Origin of the sequence: Microbacterium sp. SORGH_AS_0862 (genome assembly GCF_030818795.1) — a bacterium.
In the GTDB taxonomy this organism is placed as follows: Bacteria; Actinomycetota; Actinomycetes; order Actinomycetales; family Microbacteriaceae; genus Microbacterium.
Window position 1 is genome coordinate 2,135,275 of record NZ_JAUTAY010000001.1, and the last position, 16,881, is coordinate 2,152,155.

Annotated in this window: 16 protein-coding genes; all 16 read left to right on the forward strand. The window is 69.3% G+C overall.

Annotated elements, in window-relative coordinates; translation table 11 throughout:
* Positions 1–4 precede the first annotated feature (4 nt).
* The 16 genes from QE377_RS10370 to QE377_RS10445 all read left to right on the forward strand — a co-directional run bounded on the left by QE377_RS10370 (position 5) and on the right by QE377_RS10445 (position 16,741).
* Positions 5–1,381: an O-acetylhomoserine aminocarboxypropyltransferase/cysteine synthase family protein gene (locus QE377_RS10370; RefSeq protein WP_307322690.1), complete on the forward strand. Its 1,377-nt coding sequence runs from the start codon at positions 5–7 to the stop codon at positions 1,379–1,381.
* Positions 1,378–2,958, forward strand: coding sequence for an ABC transporter substrate-binding protein (locus QE377_RS10375; protein WP_307322694.1), 1,581 nt, complete (start codon positions 1,378–1,380; stop codon positions 2,956–2,958). Before QE377_RS10370 ends, QE377_RS10375 begins: the two co-directional genes overlap by 4 nt.
* A gap of 7 nt (positions 2,959–2,965) precedes the next feature.
* Positions 2,966–3,934 (forward strand): ABC transporter permease, encoded by a 969-nt coding sequence (locus QE377_RS10380; protein ID WP_307322698.1) that lies wholly within the window; start codon positions 2,966–2,968, stop codon positions 3,932–3,934.
* A complete protein-coding gene (locus QE377_RS10385) occupies positions 3,931–4,872 on the forward strand; it encodes an ABC transporter permease (RefSeq protein ID WP_307322701.1) in 942 nt (313 codons plus the stop codon). Before QE377_RS10380 ends, QE377_RS10385 begins: the two co-directional genes overlap by 4 nt.
* Positions 4,869–5,654 (forward strand): ABC transporter ATP-binding protein, encoded by a 786-nt coding sequence (locus tag QE377_RS10390; RefSeq protein WP_307322704.1) that lies wholly within the window; start codon positions 4,869–4,871, stop codon positions 5,652–5,654. Before QE377_RS10385 ends, QE377_RS10390 begins: the two co-directional genes overlap by 4 nt.
* A complete protein-coding gene (locus QE377_RS10395) occupies positions 5,651–6,448 on the forward strand; it encodes an ABC transporter ATP-binding protein (protein ID WP_307322708.1) in 798 nt (265 codons plus the stop codon). The genes QE377_RS10390 and QE377_RS10395 overlap by 4 nt, the downstream gene beginning before the upstream one ends.
* The gene (locus QE377_RS10400) at positions 6,448–7,443 is read left to right on the forward strand and encodes an LLM class flavin-dependent oxidoreductase (RefSeq protein WP_307322711.1); all 996 of its coding nucleotides are present in this window, start codon (positions 6,448–6,450) and stop codon (positions 7,441–7,443) included. The genes QE377_RS10395 and QE377_RS10400 overlap by 1 nt, the downstream gene beginning before the upstream one ends.
* The gene (locus QE377_RS10405) at positions 7,440–8,792 is read left to right on the forward strand and encodes an LLM class flavin-dependent oxidoreductase (RefSeq protein WP_307322715.1); all 1,353 of its coding nucleotides are present in this window, start codon (positions 7,440–7,442) and stop codon (positions 8,790–8,792) included. The genes QE377_RS10400 and QE377_RS10405 overlap by 4 nt, the downstream gene beginning before the upstream one ends.
* Positions 8,789–10,132 carry an NtaA/DmoA family FMN-dependent monooxygenase gene (locus tag QE377_RS10410; protein WP_307322717.1) on the forward strand — a complete coding sequence of 448 codons (1,344 nt, stop codon included), beginning with the start codon at positions 8,789–8,791 and terminating at the stop codon, positions 10,130–10,132. The genes QE377_RS10405 and QE377_RS10410 overlap by 4 nt, the downstream gene beginning before the upstream one ends.
* Positions 10,129–11,313: an LLM class flavin-dependent oxidoreductase gene (locus QE377_RS10415; RefSeq protein WP_307322720.1), complete on the forward strand. Its 1,185-nt coding sequence runs from the start codon at positions 10,129–10,131 to the stop codon at positions 11,311–11,313. The genes QE377_RS10410 and QE377_RS10415 overlap by 4 nt, the downstream gene beginning before the upstream one ends.
* Positions 11,270–12,427, forward strand: a complete 1,158-nt coding sequence (locus tag QE377_RS10420) for a P1 family peptidase (protein ID WP_307322722.1) — start codon at positions 11,270–11,272, stop codon at positions 12,425–12,427. Before QE377_RS10415 ends, QE377_RS10420 begins: the two co-directional genes overlap by 44 nt.
* An 86-nt stretch (positions 12,428–12,513) precedes the next feature.
* The gene (locus tag QE377_RS10425) at positions 12,514–13,338 is read left to right on the forward strand and encodes a DUF1684 domain-containing protein (protein WP_307322725.1); all 825 of its coding nucleotides are present in this window, start codon (positions 12,514–12,516) and stop codon (positions 13,336–13,338) included.
* On the forward strand, positions 13,335–14,405 hold the full coding sequence (locus QE377_RS10430; protein ID WP_307322727.1) for an LLM class flavin-dependent oxidoreductase: 1,071 nt from the start codon (positions 13,335–13,337) through the stop codon (positions 14,403–14,405). The genes QE377_RS10425 and QE377_RS10430 overlap by 4 nt, the downstream gene beginning before the upstream one ends.
* A 457-nt stretch (positions 14,406–14,862) precedes the next feature.
* Entirely contained in the window at positions 14,863–15,564 is a 702-nt protein-coding gene (locus QE377_RS10435) for a RimK family alpha-L-glutamate ligase (RefSeq protein ID WP_307322729.1), read from the forward strand.
* Positions 15,561–15,905 (forward strand): carboxymuconolactone decarboxylase family protein, encoded by a 345-nt coding sequence (locus tag QE377_RS10440; protein WP_307322731.1) that lies wholly within the window; start codon positions 15,561–15,563, stop codon positions 15,903–15,905. The genes QE377_RS10435 and QE377_RS10440 overlap by 4 nt, the downstream gene beginning before the upstream one ends.
* Positions 15,906–16,591: 686 nt before the next feature.
* A complete protein-coding gene (locus QE377_RS10445) occupies positions 16,592–16,741 on the forward strand; it encodes a hypothetical protein (protein WP_307322734.1) in 150 nt (49 codons plus the stop codon).
* Positions 16,742–16,881 lie beyond the last annotated feature (140 nt).

Consider the following 16,881-nt stretch of genomic DNA (forward strand, 5'->3'; position numbering starts at 1 on the left):
CCGCATGACCACCGACTGGGGCTTCGACACCCTGCAGATCCACGCGGGAGCATCGCCCGACCCCGCCACCCGCGCGCGGGTGACGCCGATCTACCAGTCGGCGAGCTTCACCTACGAGAGCACGGACCAGGCCGCGGCATCCTTCCTTTTGGATGACCTCGACGGATTCGCCTACTCGCGCATCTCGAATCCGACCACCGCTGCCGCCGAGCGGCGCATCGCCGCTCTCGAGAAAGGCACGGCTGCGGTGGCGGTGGCGAGCGGTCAGGCCGCCACGACGGTCGCCCTCTTGAACCTGCTCCGCGCCGGCGGACACGTCGTGGCGAGCGACCAGGTCTACGGCGGCACGACGAATCTGCTGCTGCAGCGTTTCCCCGAGCTCGGAATCGATGTCTCGCTCGTGTCCGACATCAACAACCCGGACGCGTGGCGGCGCCACATCCGTCCGACGACCCGTGCGTTCTTCGCCGAGAGCATCGGAAACCCCACAGGGGCGGTGCTCGATATCCCGGCGATCGCCGAGGTCGCTCATCGCGACGCCGGCGTGCCACTCGTGATCGACAACACGCTCGCGACGCCGTATCTGCTGCGACCCATCGTGCACGGCGCCGACATCGTCGTCCACTCGACCACCAAGTACCTCGCCGGCCACGGTACGAGCATCGGCGGCGTCGTGGTGGATGCCGGCACGTTCGACTTCGGCGCAGACCCGCACAAGTGGCCAGGTCTCCACGGCGCGGACGTCGGACACGGCGATCGCAGCTACTGGGAGCGCTTCGGCGCCGACGGCATCGCGTACGCGCTCAGGCTGAGAACGACGCTCGTGCGCGATTACGGTCCCGCTCCGTCCCCGTTCAACAGCTTCCTGCTGCTCCAGGGACTCGAAACACTCAGCCTCCGCGTCCGCCAGCATGTTGCGAACGCCGAGGCCGTCGTGGCCTTCCTCCACGCCCACCCGCTCGTCGAGCGGGTCCACTACCCGACCGCTCACGACGCGCCCTGGCGTGACATCGCGCGACGGCTGCTCCCGAGAGGCGCCGGCGGCGTCGTGTCGTTCGACCTCGCGGGCGGTCGGGATGCCGCACGCGCTTTCGTCGAGTCGCTCGAGCTCTTCAGCCATCTGGCGAACATCGGCGATGTCCGCAGCCTCGTGATCCATCCGGCGTCGACGGTCAACTCCGGTCTCACCGACGAGCAGCTGCATCGAGCCGGGATCGGTCCGGGACTTCTGCGCCTGTCCATCGGCACCGAGTCTGCGGATGACCTGATCCGAGACCTGGAGCGCGGCTTCGCCGCATCCGCCCTCACCGCGCGCCGTATCGATCCGACGCCTGATCTTCCCTCACCCACCACACCCGAACCCACCAGGAGCCAGCCATGACGACCGACCCCGCACCCACCAGCGGAACCGAAGAGAGCCTCGAACAGCTCGGCGCAGCCAACGCCCGTACGCGCAAGAGACGCAACATCGCCATCGGCGTCGTCGCCGGTCTCGTGGTCGTCGGCGGGGCCGGCGCCGCGACGGCCTTCGCGGTGAACCAGCCCGCGCCCACACCGGAGAGCGAGGTCACCTTCGCGGTGCAGCTGCTGCCCGACAACCTCGACATCCGCACGACGACGGGGGCGGCACTCGATCAGCTCCTCATCGACAACGTGTACGAGGGGCTCGTTTCGCGCGATGCATCCGGCACGATCTCACCGTCGCTCGCCAAGGAGTGGCAGGTCTCGGACGACGGCTTGACGTACACCTTCACCTTGAACGAGGGCACGACGTTCTCGAACGGCGATGCGCTCACCAGTGCGGACGTCGTCTGGTCGCTGGAGGACCTGATCGACAACGAACGCGCGGATGCGAAGACGCTCTCGAGCGTCGAGTCCGTCAGGTCGGACGGTGATGAGACGGTGGTCGTAGAGCTGAAGGCGCCGGACCCGACGCTGCTCTACAACCTCGCGGGGCGCGCGGGGCTCGTCCTCGACCAAGACGCCGAGAACGACCCGCAGACCAGCGCGGTCGGCTCGGGGCCCTTCCTCGTCGAAGAGTTCAACGCGGGAGACTCCGTCGTCCTGACGCGCAACGCCGACTACTGGGGGGAGAAGGCCAAGATCGGTACCGCCGTCTTCCAGCTGTTCGCCGACAACAACGCGATCCTCAACGCCTTGAACGAGGGCGCCGTGCAGTTCGGGGCCGTCGACAAGAACCTGCAGGCGCAGATCGCCGACAACGACGCCTTCACGCTGGAGGAGGGATTCGCCTCCGACAAGTACACGCTGGCGTTCAACAACAAGGCCGCGCCCTTCACGGACGTGCGAGTGCGGCAGGCGGTCCGGGCAGCCATCGATCACGACGCGATCGTCGAGGCGCTGGGCGGCGGCAACACGCTCTATGGTCCGATCGTGGCGAGCGATCCCGGCTACGAGGACCTGAGTGACGTCGCGCCCTACGATCCCGACGAGGCGAAGGCTCTGCTTGCCGAGGCGGGCTATGCCGACGGGCTGTCGGTGACCGTGACGATTCCCGCTTTCTACGCCAGCACGGGATTCGGCCCGATCCTCGACCTCATCACCTCTCAGCTCGCGGACGTCGGCATCACGTTGAACGCCAATCAGGTCGAGTTCCCGGCATGGCTCAACGACGTCTACACGAACCACGACTACCAGTTGTCCATCGTCGACCACGCCGAGGCGCGCGACTTCGCCAACTGGGCGAACCCGGACTACTACTTCGGGTACGACAACGCTCAGGTGCAGGCGCTGTGGCAGCAGGCGACGACCGCATCGGATGAGACGGTCTACGCCGAGAAGCTGAGTGAGGCGGCGCGCATCGTGTCAGAGGATGCGGCGGCCGACTGGCTCGTCAACCCGACCACGCTCGTCGCCGTCGACAAGCGCCTCACGGGCGTCTCCGTCGACTCGACGAGCTCGCGTCTGAACGTCACCGCCGCCGCGTTCGACGAGTGATTCTCCGGTGATCCGCTTCCTGCTCGGCAGAGCCGTCCTGCTCGTCCTCGGGCTCGGTGTCGCGAGCCTGCTCATCTTCCTCGCTCTGCGGGTGCTTCCCGGAGACGTGGCGCAGGTGATCGGCGGCACGACGGCCACTCCTGAGCAGGTCGCGAGGATCCGGGAATCGCTGGGGCTGAACGAGAGTCCGGCCGCCCAATACATCGCGTGGGTGGCCGGACTCCTCCGGGGCGACCTCGGGACCTCGCTGCTGACCGGTGTGCCGATCGGCGATGACCTCGCGCGCCGGTTCGAGATCACGCTGCCGTTGACACTCCTGGCTCTCGTGATCGCCTTGGCCGTCGCGCTCCCGCTGGGAACATACAGCGCGCTGCGTCACGACAGACCGATCGGGGTGGCCGTCGGCTTCGGCTCGCAGACCCTCGCTGCGGTCCCGGCGCTCTGGGCCGGTCTGCTGCTCATCCTGCTGTTCGGTCGAGGCGTCGGGCTCATCGGTCTGCTGCCGACCAGCGGTTTCCCCAGATCGGGCTGGCAGGATCCGCTGACGGCATTGGCCTCTCTGCTGCTGCCGGCTCTCACGATCGGCCTCATCGAGGGGGCGGTGCTGCTGCGGTTCGTCCGCTCGGCGGCGCTGGAAGCCCTCGACCAGGATTACGTGAGAGCGGGAGCTGCGAGGGGACTCACCCGGCCGCAGGCGCTCGCGCGGCACGGTCTTCCCAACGTCGGACTCTCCATCGTCTCCGTGTCGGGGCTGATCCTCGCAGGCCTGATCACCGGTGCCGTTCTGATCGAGGCGCTCTTCAACCTGCCGGGCGTCGGACGGATGCTCGTCGACGACGTCGGCTCTCGAGACATCGCGAAAGTGCAGAGCGAAGTGTTCTTCCTGACCGGCATCGTGCTCGTGATCGGGGCGCTCATCGACGTCGCGCATCGTCTCATCGACCCGCGCCAGCGTGAAAGGGCGGTCGCCGCGTGAACGCTCGCTTCGACAAGGCTTCCCGCCGGACGCGCCGAGGCATCCTGCGGGAGGTGTGGCGACGACCGGGGGGCGCGTACGGACTCATCGCCGTCGCCGCGGTGCTGGTCGCGGCGGCGCTGTCTCTGGTGTGGACGCCCTATCCGCTCTTGCAGCAGAACGTCGTCGAGAAATGGCAGGGGCCATCGCCGGAGCATTGGCTCGGCACAGATCAGATCGGGCGGGACACGTTCAGCTGGCTGATGGCGGGCGCTCGCACGACCGTGTTCGTCTCGGTGCTGTCCGCGGTCATCGCCGGTGCGCTGGGAGTGGTGCTGGGCGCCCTCGGGGCGTTGACCCCGAGGTGGGTGTCGGAGTCGTTGGCCGTGCTCATCGACGTCCTCATCGCTTTCCCGACCTTGTTGATCGCCATGCTGTTCGCAGCGAGTCTGGGCGGCTCGCTGTGGGTGGTCGTTGCGGCGGTGGGGATCGCCGGGGGTGTGTCGATCGCCCGCGTCGTGCGCCCCGAGATCCGCATCGCGGACCGATCGGATTTCGTCCTGGCCGCCCGGGCAGCGGGCGTACGGCGTACGCGCATCATCCGCAGACACATCGTGCCGAATGTCGCCCCCGTGATGATCGTGCAGCTCTCCCTGATCGCTGCCGTCGCCGTGCTCGCCGAAGCCGGGCTCAGCTATCTCGGCTACGGCGCACCCGCGGGCACACCATCATGGGGCCGCAGTCTCGCCGAGTCCCAGCGGTTCATCGGCGTCCAACCGGTAGCCGTCCTCTGGCCGGGGCTCACGATCACGCTCACGGTGCTCGGGCTGTCCCTGCTCGGCGATTCGCTGCGAGAGGCCGCCGACCCTCGCCTCCGGCGCTCACGCCCGGCGGCCGGAGCGCCGGAGGCGAGCAGCGCGGAGCGGCTGGCGCCGAGAGAGCGGGAGATCGTGCCATGAGCTTGGAAATCACCGACCTGACGATCGATCTGCGCGGTCGTCGCGTCGTGGACGGTGTGAGCCTCGCGCTCGCCGACGGCGAACGGCTCGGTCTCATCGGTGAGTCCGGCTCGGGCAAGTCGCTCACGGCTCTCGCCGTGCTCGGGCTGCTTCCGCGCGGCGCGGTCGTCGGAGGCAGCATCGTTCTGGACGGCGTCGAGCTGGTCGGGCAGCCGGATGCACGATTCGCGCGACTTCGGGGCCGGGATGCGGCCATCGTCTTCCAGGAGCCCGCGACCGCGCTGAATCCTGTCCGGACCGTCGGCGCGCAGATCGCGGAGCCTCTGCGCATCCACTACGGTCTCAGCCGAGCTCAAGCGCGCGAACGGGTGGTGCGCCTCGCGAAGCAGGTTGCGCTGCCCGATCCGGAGCGTCTGATCCGGCAGTACCCGCACCAGCTGTCGGGCGGTCAACGGCAGCGCGTGGCCATCGCGATCGCGTTGTCCACATCGCCGCGCCTGCTGATCGCGGACGAGCCGACGACCGCGCTCGACGTGACGATCCAGGCCGGCATACTCGAACTCTTCGACGGGATCGTGAGAGACAGCGGTGCGTCCCTGCTGTTCATCACGCACGATTTCTCGGTGCTGTCGCAGATCGCCGCGCGCGCCGTCGTGCTGGCGGAAGGCCGCGTCATCGAGCACGGCTCGGTCGCCGAGATCCTCCACGAGGGACGGCATCGGGTCACGCGCGCTCTGGCCGACGCGGCGCGGGCGACGTCGTGGACGGAGCCTGCGGAATGAGCGTGCTGCTGAGCGGACGCGGCTTGCGCAAGAGCTTCGCCCTGCCGAAGGACGCGCTGTTCGCGCGCGCCACCTACCGTCACGCCCTCCAGGACGTCGACATCGATATCGAGCAGGGCGTCACGACGGCGCTGATCGGCGAGTCCGGATCCGGCAAGTCGACTCTCATCCGCGTGCTGTTGGGGCTGCGGCGGGCGGATGCGGGCCGGGTCATGTTCGACGAGCACCCGATCGAGGCGCGACGCGCGTCGCAGTTGCTGTGGCTGCGCCGGCAGACGGGGATCGTCTTACAGGACCCGTACGCGTCGCTCGATCCCCGCTTCACGATCGCGGAGTCGATCGCGGAGCCGCTGCAGGCGCTCAGGATCGGCGGTGACCACCGTGCTCGGGTGCTCGAGGTGCTCGAGCAGGTGCAGCTGCCGGCCTGGCGGGCCGACCAGTACCCGCATGAGCTCTCGGGCGGTCAACGTCAAAGGGTGGCACTCGCGCGCGCGATCGTCCACCGGCCGCGCCTGCTCGTCGGGGATGAGCCCCTCAGCGCTCTCGACGTCACCGTGCGTGCCCAGGTGCTCGAGCTGCTGCGGGATCTGCGCGAACAGCTCGGGCTGACGATCGTGCTCGTCTCTCACGACATCGGCCTCGTGCAGCACGTCGCGGATCGTGTCGCCGTGATGAAGGACGGCCGTCTCGTCGAGTCCGGTCGGGCAGAGAGCGTCCTCCGTGCTCCCGCGCACCCCTACACCCGTTCCCTGCTCTCGGCGGTGCCACGCCTCATCGACAAGGAGGCCTCGTGATGTCGTCCGAGCGTTCGTCTCTGCCCCGCATCGGGTTCCAGACCCATGTGCACGGCGATGCCCCCGCGCGAGAACTCCTGCCCGGTCTCGTCGACCTCTTCGTCGCGGCCGACGAGCTCGGGTTCTCCTCCGGATGGCTCGCGCAGCATCATGCGGGCAGCGACTCTGGCCGTCTGCCCTCACCCCTGATCGTGCTGGCCGCGGCCGCCACGGCGACGCGCACGATCCGTCTCGGCACCACGGTGATCGTCTTGCCGCTCGAGGACCCGCTCCGGTTGGCCGAGGATGCGGCGGTGCTTGATGAGCTCTCGGCGGGAAGGCTTGAGCTGGGCCTCGGCACGGGCGGATTCTCCGCCGCCGAGTTCGCGGCGTTCGGGCAGGATCCGCAACGTCGGCGTCAGACCTATGCCGCCAAGCTGGAGCGGCTGGAGGAGATCCTCTCGGGCCAGGGTCTTCCTGACGGTCTCACGCTGACGCCTTCGGCGCCGGGATTGATCGACCGCATCTGGGAAGCGGCGTCCACGCCCGACCGGGCGGCTCGAACGGCGCACGCCGGACGGGGCCTTCTCCTCGGGATCGGTGACGCCGCGACCCAGCGCGCGCTCGCCGACGCCTATCTCGCCGGCCTTCCGGAAGGCACTTCTGCCCGCATCGCCGCATTCCGTGGCGCCTTCCCCGGCGCCAATCGGGACGAACGTGCGGCTGCGCTGTGGCCGGACGTCGCCCGCTTCATCTCGGACCCGGCCGTGCGCGAGCGGGCCGCCGCGGATCCACATGCCGTTCTCGATGCGCTCGTCGTCCACTACGGAACGCCTCCCGACGTCGTCGCATCCGTGCGCTCGGACCCGTCGCTCCCCGTCGCGACGGACTATGTCTTCGCGGTGCAGTCGGCATCGACGTCGATCCCCGACGCCCTCCGCATCCTCGAGACCATCGCCGTCGAGATTCGACCGGCGCTTTCCTCCCACCTTCTCGCGAATGGAGCACCCGCATGACCGGTACCTCTTCGACGACCCTCGACTTCGGGGTCCTCTTCGGAACCTCTGGCCACCATCTCGCCGGCTGGCGGCTCGGCGCCGATCTCGGCGGCGGCAGCGCCGGGGCGGAACTCGACGTGACCGAGGCGATCCGCTGGGCGCAGCGTTACGAGGAGGCGGGACTCACCGCGCTCTTCGTCGCGGATGTCGTGAGCGTCTGGGGTGAGCACCTGGACTCTCTCAGCAGAACGACGCGGGCGAGCTACTTCGAACCGTTCACCCTCTTGTCGGCGCTCGCCGCGGTCACCGAGCGGATCGGTCTCGTGGCGACAGCGACCACAAGCTACAACGAACCCTTCACACTCGCGCGCAAGTTCGCCTCGCTCGATCACATCTCACGCGGACGCGCAGGCTGGAACGTCGTCACGAGCGTGGTCCCGCTCGAGGCAGGGAACTTCGGACGAGACGCCCACTACGGCCATGCCGAGCGGTACGCCAGGGCAGCGGAGGTCGTGGATGCCGTGACGGGGCTCTGGGACACGGTCGCCGACGACGCGTTCCCCCGCGACAAGGAGTCCGGGATCTATCTCGACCTGGCGGGGCGACGAGCGCTCGACTATCGCGGTGACCACGTCGCCACCGCGGGCCCGCTCAACATCTCGCGTCCCCCACAGGGGCATCCCGTCATCTTCCAGGCGGGCGCCTCCGAGACCGGCCGGGCGTTCGCCGCTCGTGTCGGGGAGGTGATCTTCGCCGCGCCGCGCACTCTCGCAGAGGCCCACCGCTACCGCGCCGGGCTCGACGACGCGCTGCGCGCCGCCGGTCGCAACCCGGCGGATGTTCGAGTGTGGCCGGCGCTGTCTCCCGTCATCGGCTCGACGCAGGAAGAGGCGGCGCGCCTGCGCGACACGCTCGACGAGCTGCTCCACGAGGATGTGCTCCGCCGCGTCATCCAGGACAACGTGGGCGACGTCGACTTCAGCGACTTCGATCTCGACGCCCCCCTGCCCGAGCTGCCGGAGTCCAATCGATCCCGAAGCCGCGCCGACAGCATCATCGCCCTCGCTCGTGAGGAGGGGCTCACCCTGCGTCAGCTCGCCCTCCGTTGGGCCGGTGCGGGCGTCGTCGGGACGCCCGCCGATATCGCGGACCATATTCAGGAGTGGTTCGAGGCGGGCGTGGCCGACGGGTTCAACCTCGCGTTCCCGTTCCTGCCCGGCGGAGCCGACGCCTTCCTCGACCACGTGCTGCCGGAACTCGAACAGCGGGGGATCTGGCGCCCGCACTATGGCGACACGCTCCGTGAGACGTTGTCGCTTGCTCGGCCGGATCTCACGATCGCCGATTTCGCGGGGGCGACGGCATGACCCGCCAGCTTCATCTGAACGCCATTTACTCCGCCGCGGGCGGGTCGCTGGGCGGCTGGCGCCACGCGGACGCGCCCGCTCGCGCCGGGGTCGACTTCCCCTTCATCGCGGCACAGGCGCGGAAGCTGGAGGCGGCGGCCTTCGACGCCATCTTCATCGCCGACCTTCTCGCTGTACCTGACAGCAGCCATCCCCGGGTCATCGAGAAGGTGGCCACCGTCAACGACAGCCTCGAACCTCTCACTCTGCTGGCGGCGCTCGCAGCCGTGACCGATCGGATCGGTCTGGTCGGCACGGCATCCACCACCTACAACCACCCCTATGCGTTGGCCCGCGCTTTCGCCTCGCTTGACCACCTCTCCAGGGGGCGCGCCGGTTGGAATGTCGTCACGAGCCTCATCGATGCCGAGGCTCGCAACTATGGAGTGCCTGCTCACCTCGACCACGCCGACAGGTACCGCAGGGCGGATGAGTTCCTCGACGTGGTCTACGGCCTCTGGGACAGCTTCGACGACGACGCTTTCGTGTGGGACGCGGCGGGAGGGCGCGTCTTCCACGAGCACGCGCTCCATCGTCTCGACCACGTCGGCGAGTTCTTCCGCGTGACGGGGCCGCTGAACATCGCCCGCCCGCCGCAGGGAAGGCCGGTCATCGCGCAGGCCGGGGCGTCGCCCGCCGGGAGGGACGTCGCCGGTCGACACGGTGAGCTCATCTTCTCGGGTGCCTCACGACTGGAGGAGGCAGTCGGATACGCCGACGATCTGCGGCGGCGGGCGCAAGCGGCTGGGCGCTCGAGTCACGACATCCTCCTGTTCCCCGCGCTGTCTCCGATCGTCGCATCCACGAGAGCGGAGGCCGAGGACAGCTTCGCGAGCATCGCGGAGTTGCTGCACCCCCGGGTCGCTCTCGGTGATTTGGAGTACTGGCTCGGCGGGGTCGATCTGACGGCGTACGACTACGACGGCCCGCTGCCCCGGTTCGCCCAGACCAACCAGTCGCACAGCACGCAGGAGCGCATCTACGAGACGGCCCGGCGCGAGAACCTGACGATTCGGCAGTTTGTCGAACGGCGTCTGCGCGCCGAGCAGACCGTGGTGGGAACGCCGACCGAGGTCGCCGACCACATCCATGAATGGTTCGAGGCGGGCGCGGCCGACGGGTTCAACGTGTCGTTCCCGGCCCTGCCGGGAACCCTCGACTCGTTCGTCGAGCTGGTGGTTCCCGAACTGCGTCGCCGAGGCCTGTTCCGCGAGAGGTACACGGGTACGACGTTGCGCGAGCATCTGGGGCTGTCGCGTCCTGTCTCAGGACGTCGAAGAGTGAGCGCCGAGGCAGTATGACGCGACAGCTGCACCTGGTCGGCTTCCTCAAGCCGGCAGGCGAGTATCCGAGCGGGTGGCGGCATCGCGCCGCAGCAGCGCGGGCCGGCGTCGATTTCGGATTCGTCGCCGAGCAGGCGCGTCGGCTCGAAGCGGCGGCCTTCGACGCGGTGTTCGTGCCTGACCTCGTCGGCGTGCCGGACGTCGACCCCGAGGTGCTCGCCCGCGTCGCGGTGGTCAACGACTCGTTCGAGCCGCTGACCCTGCTCGCCGCGCTCTCGGCGGTCACCGAGCGGATCGGTCTCATCGCAACAGCATCCGTCTCGTTCGGGTCCGCGGAGGAGCTCGGGCGCGACATCGCCGCGCTTCACAGGCTGTCAGCAGGCCGGGCGGGCTGGAACGTGGTCACGAGCCTGAGTGATGCGGAGGCCCGCAACTTCGGACGCTCAGCCCACCTGCCGCACGCTGAGCGCTATGTACGTGCGGCGGATGTCGTGCGCCGCGCGAGCGAGAGATGGGGGCGGGACCGCCCCGTCCTGGCACAGGCGGGGTCCTCCGATGCCGGCCGCGATCTCGCGGCGCGCGTCGCGGACATCGTGTTCGTGCGAGCGCTCCCGGTTGCCGAGACGAGAGAGTTCGTCGCCGACATCCGGGCGCGCGCGACCGCGCACGGGAGGGATGGATCGCGCGTCCGGGTGCTACCCGAGCTGTCGACCGTCGTCGCACCGACGCGTGACGAGGCACGCGCTTCGTTCGCGCGGATGCGGGAGCTTCTGGACCCGCGTGTCGCGCTCGCCGACCTCGAGTACTGGACGGGATCCGACCTTTCGGCGCTGCCGATGTCGTCGCCGCTGCCACCGTTGCGTGCTGCCACAGGAAGTCGGGGGGCGCAGCTGGAGATCTATCGTCAGGCAGCGCGCGACGGCCTGACGATCGGAGACCTGGTGCGTCTGGTGGCCGAGGGCGACGGAGCGGTCGTGGGTTCGCCCGCCGACGTCGCCGATCACATCGAGCAGTATGCGAACGAGGCCGATGTCGACGGGTTCACGGTGTCGTTCCCCTGGCTTCCCGGGACGCTGACGGCGTTCACCGAGCTGGTCGTTCCCGAACTGCGGCGACGCGGAGCGTTCCGCACCCATTACGAAGGAGAGACCATCCGTGAGCATCTCGGCCTCAGCGAGTCATCCTGTCAGCGGCCTTGACTGGCGGTTGGGTGGGACCTCGGGGATCCGCCCCGGCCCGCAGAACTCGATCGTCGATGTCGCCGGCATCCGCGTCGGGCATGCGGCACGGGCCGCGGACGGCTGGCTCACCGGGGTCTCCGTCGTCGCCGCGCCCGGCGGCGCCCGGGCGGCCGTCGATGTGCGCGGCGGCGGAGCCGCCACCCGAGAGACGGCCGCCCTCGATCCCACCGGCGTGGTGGAGCGCATCCACGCGGTCGCGCTCACCGGTGGCTCGGCGTTCGGGCTCGAGGCGAGTGCGGGGGTCATGGCGGCGCTACGCGAGCGCGGACTCGGGTTCCGGGTCGGTGTCGATCCACGGGCGGTGGTTCCGATCGTGCCGGCGGCGGCGATCTTCGACCTCGGAAGGGGTGGGGTGTTCGAGAACCATCCGGATGCAGCACTCGGCCGGCAGGCAGCCGAAGACGCTCTCTCAGACGGCACGGGGGCGCCCGTGCAAGGAAGCGTCGGAGCCGGGATCGGGGCGATCGCCGGCGAGATGCGCGGAGGGGTGGGCACCGCCAGTGCCGTCCTCCCGGGCGGAGTCGTGGTGGCGGCTCTCGTCGTCGTCAACGCGGACGGCACGACTGTCGATCCCCGCAGCGGCATCCTCTGGGGTGCCTTTGCGGAGTTGCCGTTGAGCGACGGCGGAGGAGAGTTCGGCATCCGTCCGCCGTCCGCGGCCGAGCATGCGGCAGCCCGGGCCCGTCTGGGGTGGGAAGCGGAGCGACGACCGGCGCTGCGGCCCTTGAACACCACGCTGGCGGTCGTGGCCACCGACGCCGGATTGCACCGCGCCGAGCTCGCCCGCTTGGCGAGCGCCAGCCACGACGGTATGGCCCGTGCGATCAGGCCGGTGCACACGCTCGGTGACGGCGACGTCGTCTTCGCGCTCTCGGCCGGTGACGGTGCGCTGCCCGACCCTGCGCCGGGACTGCATGCCGAGCATGCCCACTCGGACGCGGTCAACCAAGTGCTGACGGCGGGGGCGGATGTCGTCACGCGCGCGATCGTCCACGCCGTCCTGTCGGTATCGACCGCTCACGGCGCGGCCGGTGTGGTGCCGAGCTACCGCGACCTCTACGGCCAGCGTTGAAACCCCGCGTGACGCCGCGTGACACCCCGTGACGGCGCGTGATCGCGCGCGGACCGAGCGGCGGTCGCCGCGGCTAGCGTCGCGCCATGACCAGTATCGCCTCCGACCTGCACGCCGCGAGGACCGCCTCCCGCGCCGCCGCAGCCGTCGCTCCGCGTGGTCCCGCGTCGTTCGTCTGGGGTGACTTCGTGACAGCGCCCGGAACCGTGGTGACGGGGGCGGCCGGCACGTGGGAGCCCCTGCCGGCGGGTGAGCGGGGGCTGCGAGTCACCGCAGCTGCCGAGGACGGCGTCGAGATCGGTGGGGCCGTCGTGAACGGCACCGCCGCGCTTTTCGCCTCGACGGCCGACGGACCCACCGTCGCACACTTCGCCGACGGCGGGGAGGGCGTGGTCTTCAGCTACGACGACACGGCCTTCGCGCTGCAGGTCTGGAACCCGCGATCGGAATGGGCTCGCCGATTCGCGTCGATCTCGGCCTACGAGTACGACCCGACCTGGGTCGTGGATGCCCGCATCGCCCCGGTCCGGCCCGGTCGCACCTTGGCGATCTCCCACCACCGTGACCCTCGCCCCGTCGATGTGCCGATCGTGGCCGAGGTGCGCTTCCAGCGGCAAGGGCGAGAGCATGTCCTGCTGGCGACCACGCCGGGCGCCGACCAGAGCGGTCTGACACTTCTCTTCACCGACGAGACCAACGGCGACGAGACCTACGCGGCGGGGCGGGTGCTGCGCATCATCGATGCCACACGCCGGGAGGTGACGCTCGATTTCAACGAGACCTCGTTGCTGCCGTGTGCCTTCAGCCTCGCCTGGAGCTGCCCCATCCCCGCCGCCGAGAATGCGCTGGGCATTCCGGTGCGCGCGGGAGAGCGCCACGCGATCGACCACGACGGAAAGGACTTGCTGTGAGCTTCGACCTGGGATTCCTCGTCTTCCTCAACTACGACAACGACGACGCGGCCCGCGGCGCGCTCGAGGACGGGCTCGACCTGTTCGTGCATGCCGAGGGCCTGGGCTATGACAGCGCCGGTGTGCGAATCCATCACGGCGTACGCACCCTCACGTCGCCCTTTCCGTTCCTGGCCGCGGCTGCCGAGCGCACGCGCCGCATCCGCCTGTCCACCGGGATCATCCCGGTCGGCTGGGAAGACCCCCTGCGCTTCGCGGAGGACGCCGCGACCGTCGATCTGCTCAGCGGGGGACGCCTCGACCTCGGACTCAGCTCAGGCTTCGTGGCCGGGCCCCCGGCTGAGCGCGCCCGCACCGTCGAGCAGAAGCTCCTGGGCATCCTCGCCGCCGTTGGAGGCGACGCGTTGGGGGATGGGCCGCCGCAGGGGCGCCGAGTGCCGGCAGCTGCGGCGCTGGGGGAAGACGGTGTCGCTCCGCTGCCGCACGGTCCCTACGCCAGTGCGCCCGGCGAACTGTATGCGTTTCCCCGCAGCCCCGGCCTCGAGACGAGACTCGCGTACGGCGCCGGGTCGCTCAGCAGCGCGCTGCGCGCCGCGCGGCTGGGCCTCAACCTCGTCCTGTCGACGATCCACTCGGAGGCGACCGGCCCCACGCTCGGCGACACCCAGGCGGAGTTGATCGCTCGCTACCGCGAGGAGTTCGAGCGACACCACCCGGGGCGCTCGTCACGCGTCGCGCTCGGCCGATCGATTCTGCCCATCGTCGACGATGAGGACCGCGCCGTGTTCGCCGGGCTCAAGGAGTTCTACGACCGTTTGGTCACCGCCGACGGACGATACACGGATGCGGCGGACGGCCCGGGGCAGGCCAGCCCGCTGTATGCCGGCGACCCCGCGGAGATCGTCGATCGGCTCGCCGCCGATCCTGCGTTGGCCCTCATCGACGAACTGGTGCTCACGCCTCTCACCGAGCTGTCCGTCGCGCAGAAGAAGCGCGTCTTCGCCTCTGTGGCGCAGCACGTCGCGCCCGCGCTCGGATGGAACCGCGCCGCCGTGACGCGCGGCTGAATCGCACCACGAGAACGAGGAGACCGGAGATGACGAACGCACCCGACAGTCACGTGGACGATACGTCTCTCGAGGACGCCCGTCGTGCCTTCTCAGAGGCGCGGCGTGCGTGGGAGGCGTCTCGTGAACACCTGCTGCGAACGCATATCGAGACGGCGCGGTTGTGGAGCGGGGCATCCTGACGTGACGAAGACTCCTCGAGTCCACATCATCCACGACAATCCGGGCTGGATTCCGCCGTTCGCCGCGGCGTTCGGTGACGCGGGAGTGCCGTTCGAGGACTGGGACCTTTCTCGCGGATCCATTGACCTCGACGCGGAGCCGCCGCGAGGGGTGTTCTGGTCGAGGCCTCAGCGCATCCGCGCACACCCGCGACCATGGCGCATCGAAGGAGTACGGACGCGCGGTTCTGCGGTGGCTGGAGTCGTGGGGCCGTGTCGTCGTCAACGGCTCTGCCGTGCTCGAGCTCGAAGTGAGCAAGTCCGCGCAGCATGCCGCGCTGCGCCGGGCGGGCATCGAGGTGCCCAGGACGACCGCGGTGTTCGGGCGCGAGGGGCTGGGGTCCGCTGCCCGCGCGTTCGAAGCGCCGTTCATCAGCAAGCACAACCAGGGCGGCAAGGGCCTGGGCGTGCGGCGATTCGACTCCCATGACGAGTTCGACGCGTGGGTGGCGGGGGAGGGCTTCGAGCCGTCGCCCGATGGAATCACGCTGATCCAGGAGTATCTGTGGGCGCGGGAGCCGTTCATCACGCGCGTGGAGTTCGTCGGCGGCGAGTTCGTGTACGCCCTTCGGGTGGACACCAGTGCGGGAAGCTTCGAGCTGTGCCCGGCTGAGGCGTGTGCCGTGTCTGAGTCGGGCGAGCCGGATCCGACATCGCTCTTCCGTCTGCGAGACGACATCGACGCGTCGCATCCGCTCGTGATCGCCCAGCGGGCGTTCCTCGCCGACGCGGGCATCGCCATCGCAGGTCTGGAGTTCAGCGAGACGGTCGATGGCCGACTCGTGACCTACGACCTCAACACCAATACCAACTACAACCCCGACGTGGATGCGGCGGCGGCCCGTTCAGGCCCGGCGTCCGTCGCCGCGGCGCTGGGCGCACTGCTGGTCGCGATCGATGCGGGGCGCGAAGCCGACCGATCCCGAGGAGGACCATGACCGACTACTTCGACCGTGAACGGGACAAGACCTACACGCGCGTCTACAAGGCCGAGACGCCCGACATCCTTCAGGCCTTCGCCGCTTTCGATGGCGCTGTCTTCGCATCGGAGGGGCGAGAGATCCCCCTCAAGTTCCGCGAGCTCATCGCTGTCGCTGTGGGTATCACGACGCAATGCGTCTACTGCATCGAAGCGCACACCGACCGCGCGCTCGCAGCGGGAGCGACGCAGGCCGAACTGGCGGAGACGGCCTGGGTGGCGACCGCCATCCGCGCCGGTGGCGGCTTCGCCCACGGGCGTCTCGCCTTCAAATTCGCGGATACGGGCCATACCCACTGACGCGTCACGGAGAGCAGTAAGGGCCGGCCGGAGAGGCTTCCGACCGGCCCTTGTCCCTTTGCACCAAGAGTGTCCTGCAATCACATGTCGGCAGCTGCCACAGCAAAACAACTACCGTGCGAGCACTCTATAACGGTGAGATAACGGAGCGGAAGAGGTTTCCGTTACCTTTTCGTGATTCTTTTCTCGCGCATAGGCAGAGTCCAGGGAGCGGACTGCTGCGGATCACGTGGCTGGTGTCAGCCACGTCCGGACGCGGTCGGCGAACCAGTCCGCACGCTGAAGCGGAATCCCGTGCCCGCATCCCGGCACTGTCTCGAGGGTGCTCGCCGGCTGTGCAGCGTGGACGGTTGCGGCGGAGTCGTGCATGACCTTGCGCTCCTCGCCGCCCACGAGCACCAGCGACCGACCCTCGAAACGGGACCATCCCGCGGGGGGCCGAAGCGCAGATTGCCCCCGACGGCGGCGAGGAGCGATTCGCGCGACATCGTCTGGCTCGTGCGGACGTACTCGTCCATCATGTCGGGCGGGATGAACAGCTCCTTCGCCTGCAGTCTCGCGAACCAGCGCCGGCGCGCGAGCGGTGTGCGCGATGCGCGCGTGCGCAACCCCCCTGTGAATGTCGCACGCAGGGAGTGGACTGGAACCGTCCCGAAGCCGAAGGCAACGAACGCGAGGAGATCGTGATGAGCAACGCCGAGAACACCGGACGCGACGAGCACGACGAGAAGAAGACGGATGACTCTGCCGCGTCGGGCGGTTCCGAGTCGCAGGAAGAGGGCGAAGCTGCGATGGACGCCGCCGAGGACGCGGTCGTCGACCACGGCCGGGACTGACCTCATATCGCGGTCACGGACATCGACGCGGACCGGTCCGCGTCGGCGACGGCCATGTCGTCCTCTACGGCACGGGCGTCGTGGCGCCGTGACCGAGGCGCTCGAGCGGGCGGGTAATCGGGTCGCCGGTGAGGATCCGA

What these genes read in the sequence shown, in the direction of transcription:
- QE377_RS10370 (WP_307322690.1), top strand. Translation starts at nt 5, where the DNA reads ATGACCACCGACTGGGGCTTCGACACCCTGCAGATCCACGCGGGAGCA.
- QE377_RS10375 (WP_307322694.1), top strand. Translation starts at nt 1,378, where the DNA reads ATGACGACCGACCCCGCACCCACCAGCGGAACCGAAGAGAGCCTCGAA.
- QE377_RS10390 (WP_307322704.1), top strand. Translation starts at nt 4,869, where the DNA reads ATGAGCTTGGAAATCACCGACCTGACGATCGATCTGCGCGGTCGTCGC.
- QE377_RS10395 (WP_307322708.1), top strand. Translation starts at nt 5,651, where the DNA reads ATGAGCGTGCTGCTGAGCGGACGCGGCTTGCGCAAGAGCTTCGCCCTG.
- QE377_RS10400 (WP_307322711.1), top strand. Translation starts at nt 6,448, where the DNA reads ATGTCGTCCGAGCGTTCGTCTCTGCCCCGCATCGGGTTCCAGACCCAT.
- QE377_RS10405 (WP_307322715.1), top strand. Translation starts at nt 7,440, where the DNA reads ATGACCGGTACCTCTTCGACGACCCTCGACTTCGGGGTCCTCTTCGGA.
- QE377_RS10410 (WP_307322717.1), top strand. Translation starts at nt 8,789, where the DNA reads ATGACCCGCCAGCTTCATCTGAACGCCATTTACTCCGCCGCGGGCGGG.
- QE377_RS10415 (WP_307322720.1), top strand. Translation starts at nt 10,129, where the DNA reads ATGACGCGACAGCTGCACCTGGTCGGCTTCCTCAAGCCGGCAGGCGAG.
- QE377_RS10425 (WP_307322725.1), top strand. Translation starts at nt 12,514, where the DNA reads ATGACCAGTATCGCCTCCGACCTGCACGCCGCGAGGACCGCCTCCCGC.
- QE377_RS10440 (WP_307322731.1), top strand. Translation starts at nt 15,561, where the DNA reads ATGACCGACTACTTCGACCGTGAACGGGACAAGACCTACACGCGCGTC.
- QE377_RS10445 (WP_307322734.1), top strand. Translation starts at nt 16,592, where the DNA reads ATGAGCAACGCCGAGAACACCGGACGCGACGAGCACGACGAGAAGAAG.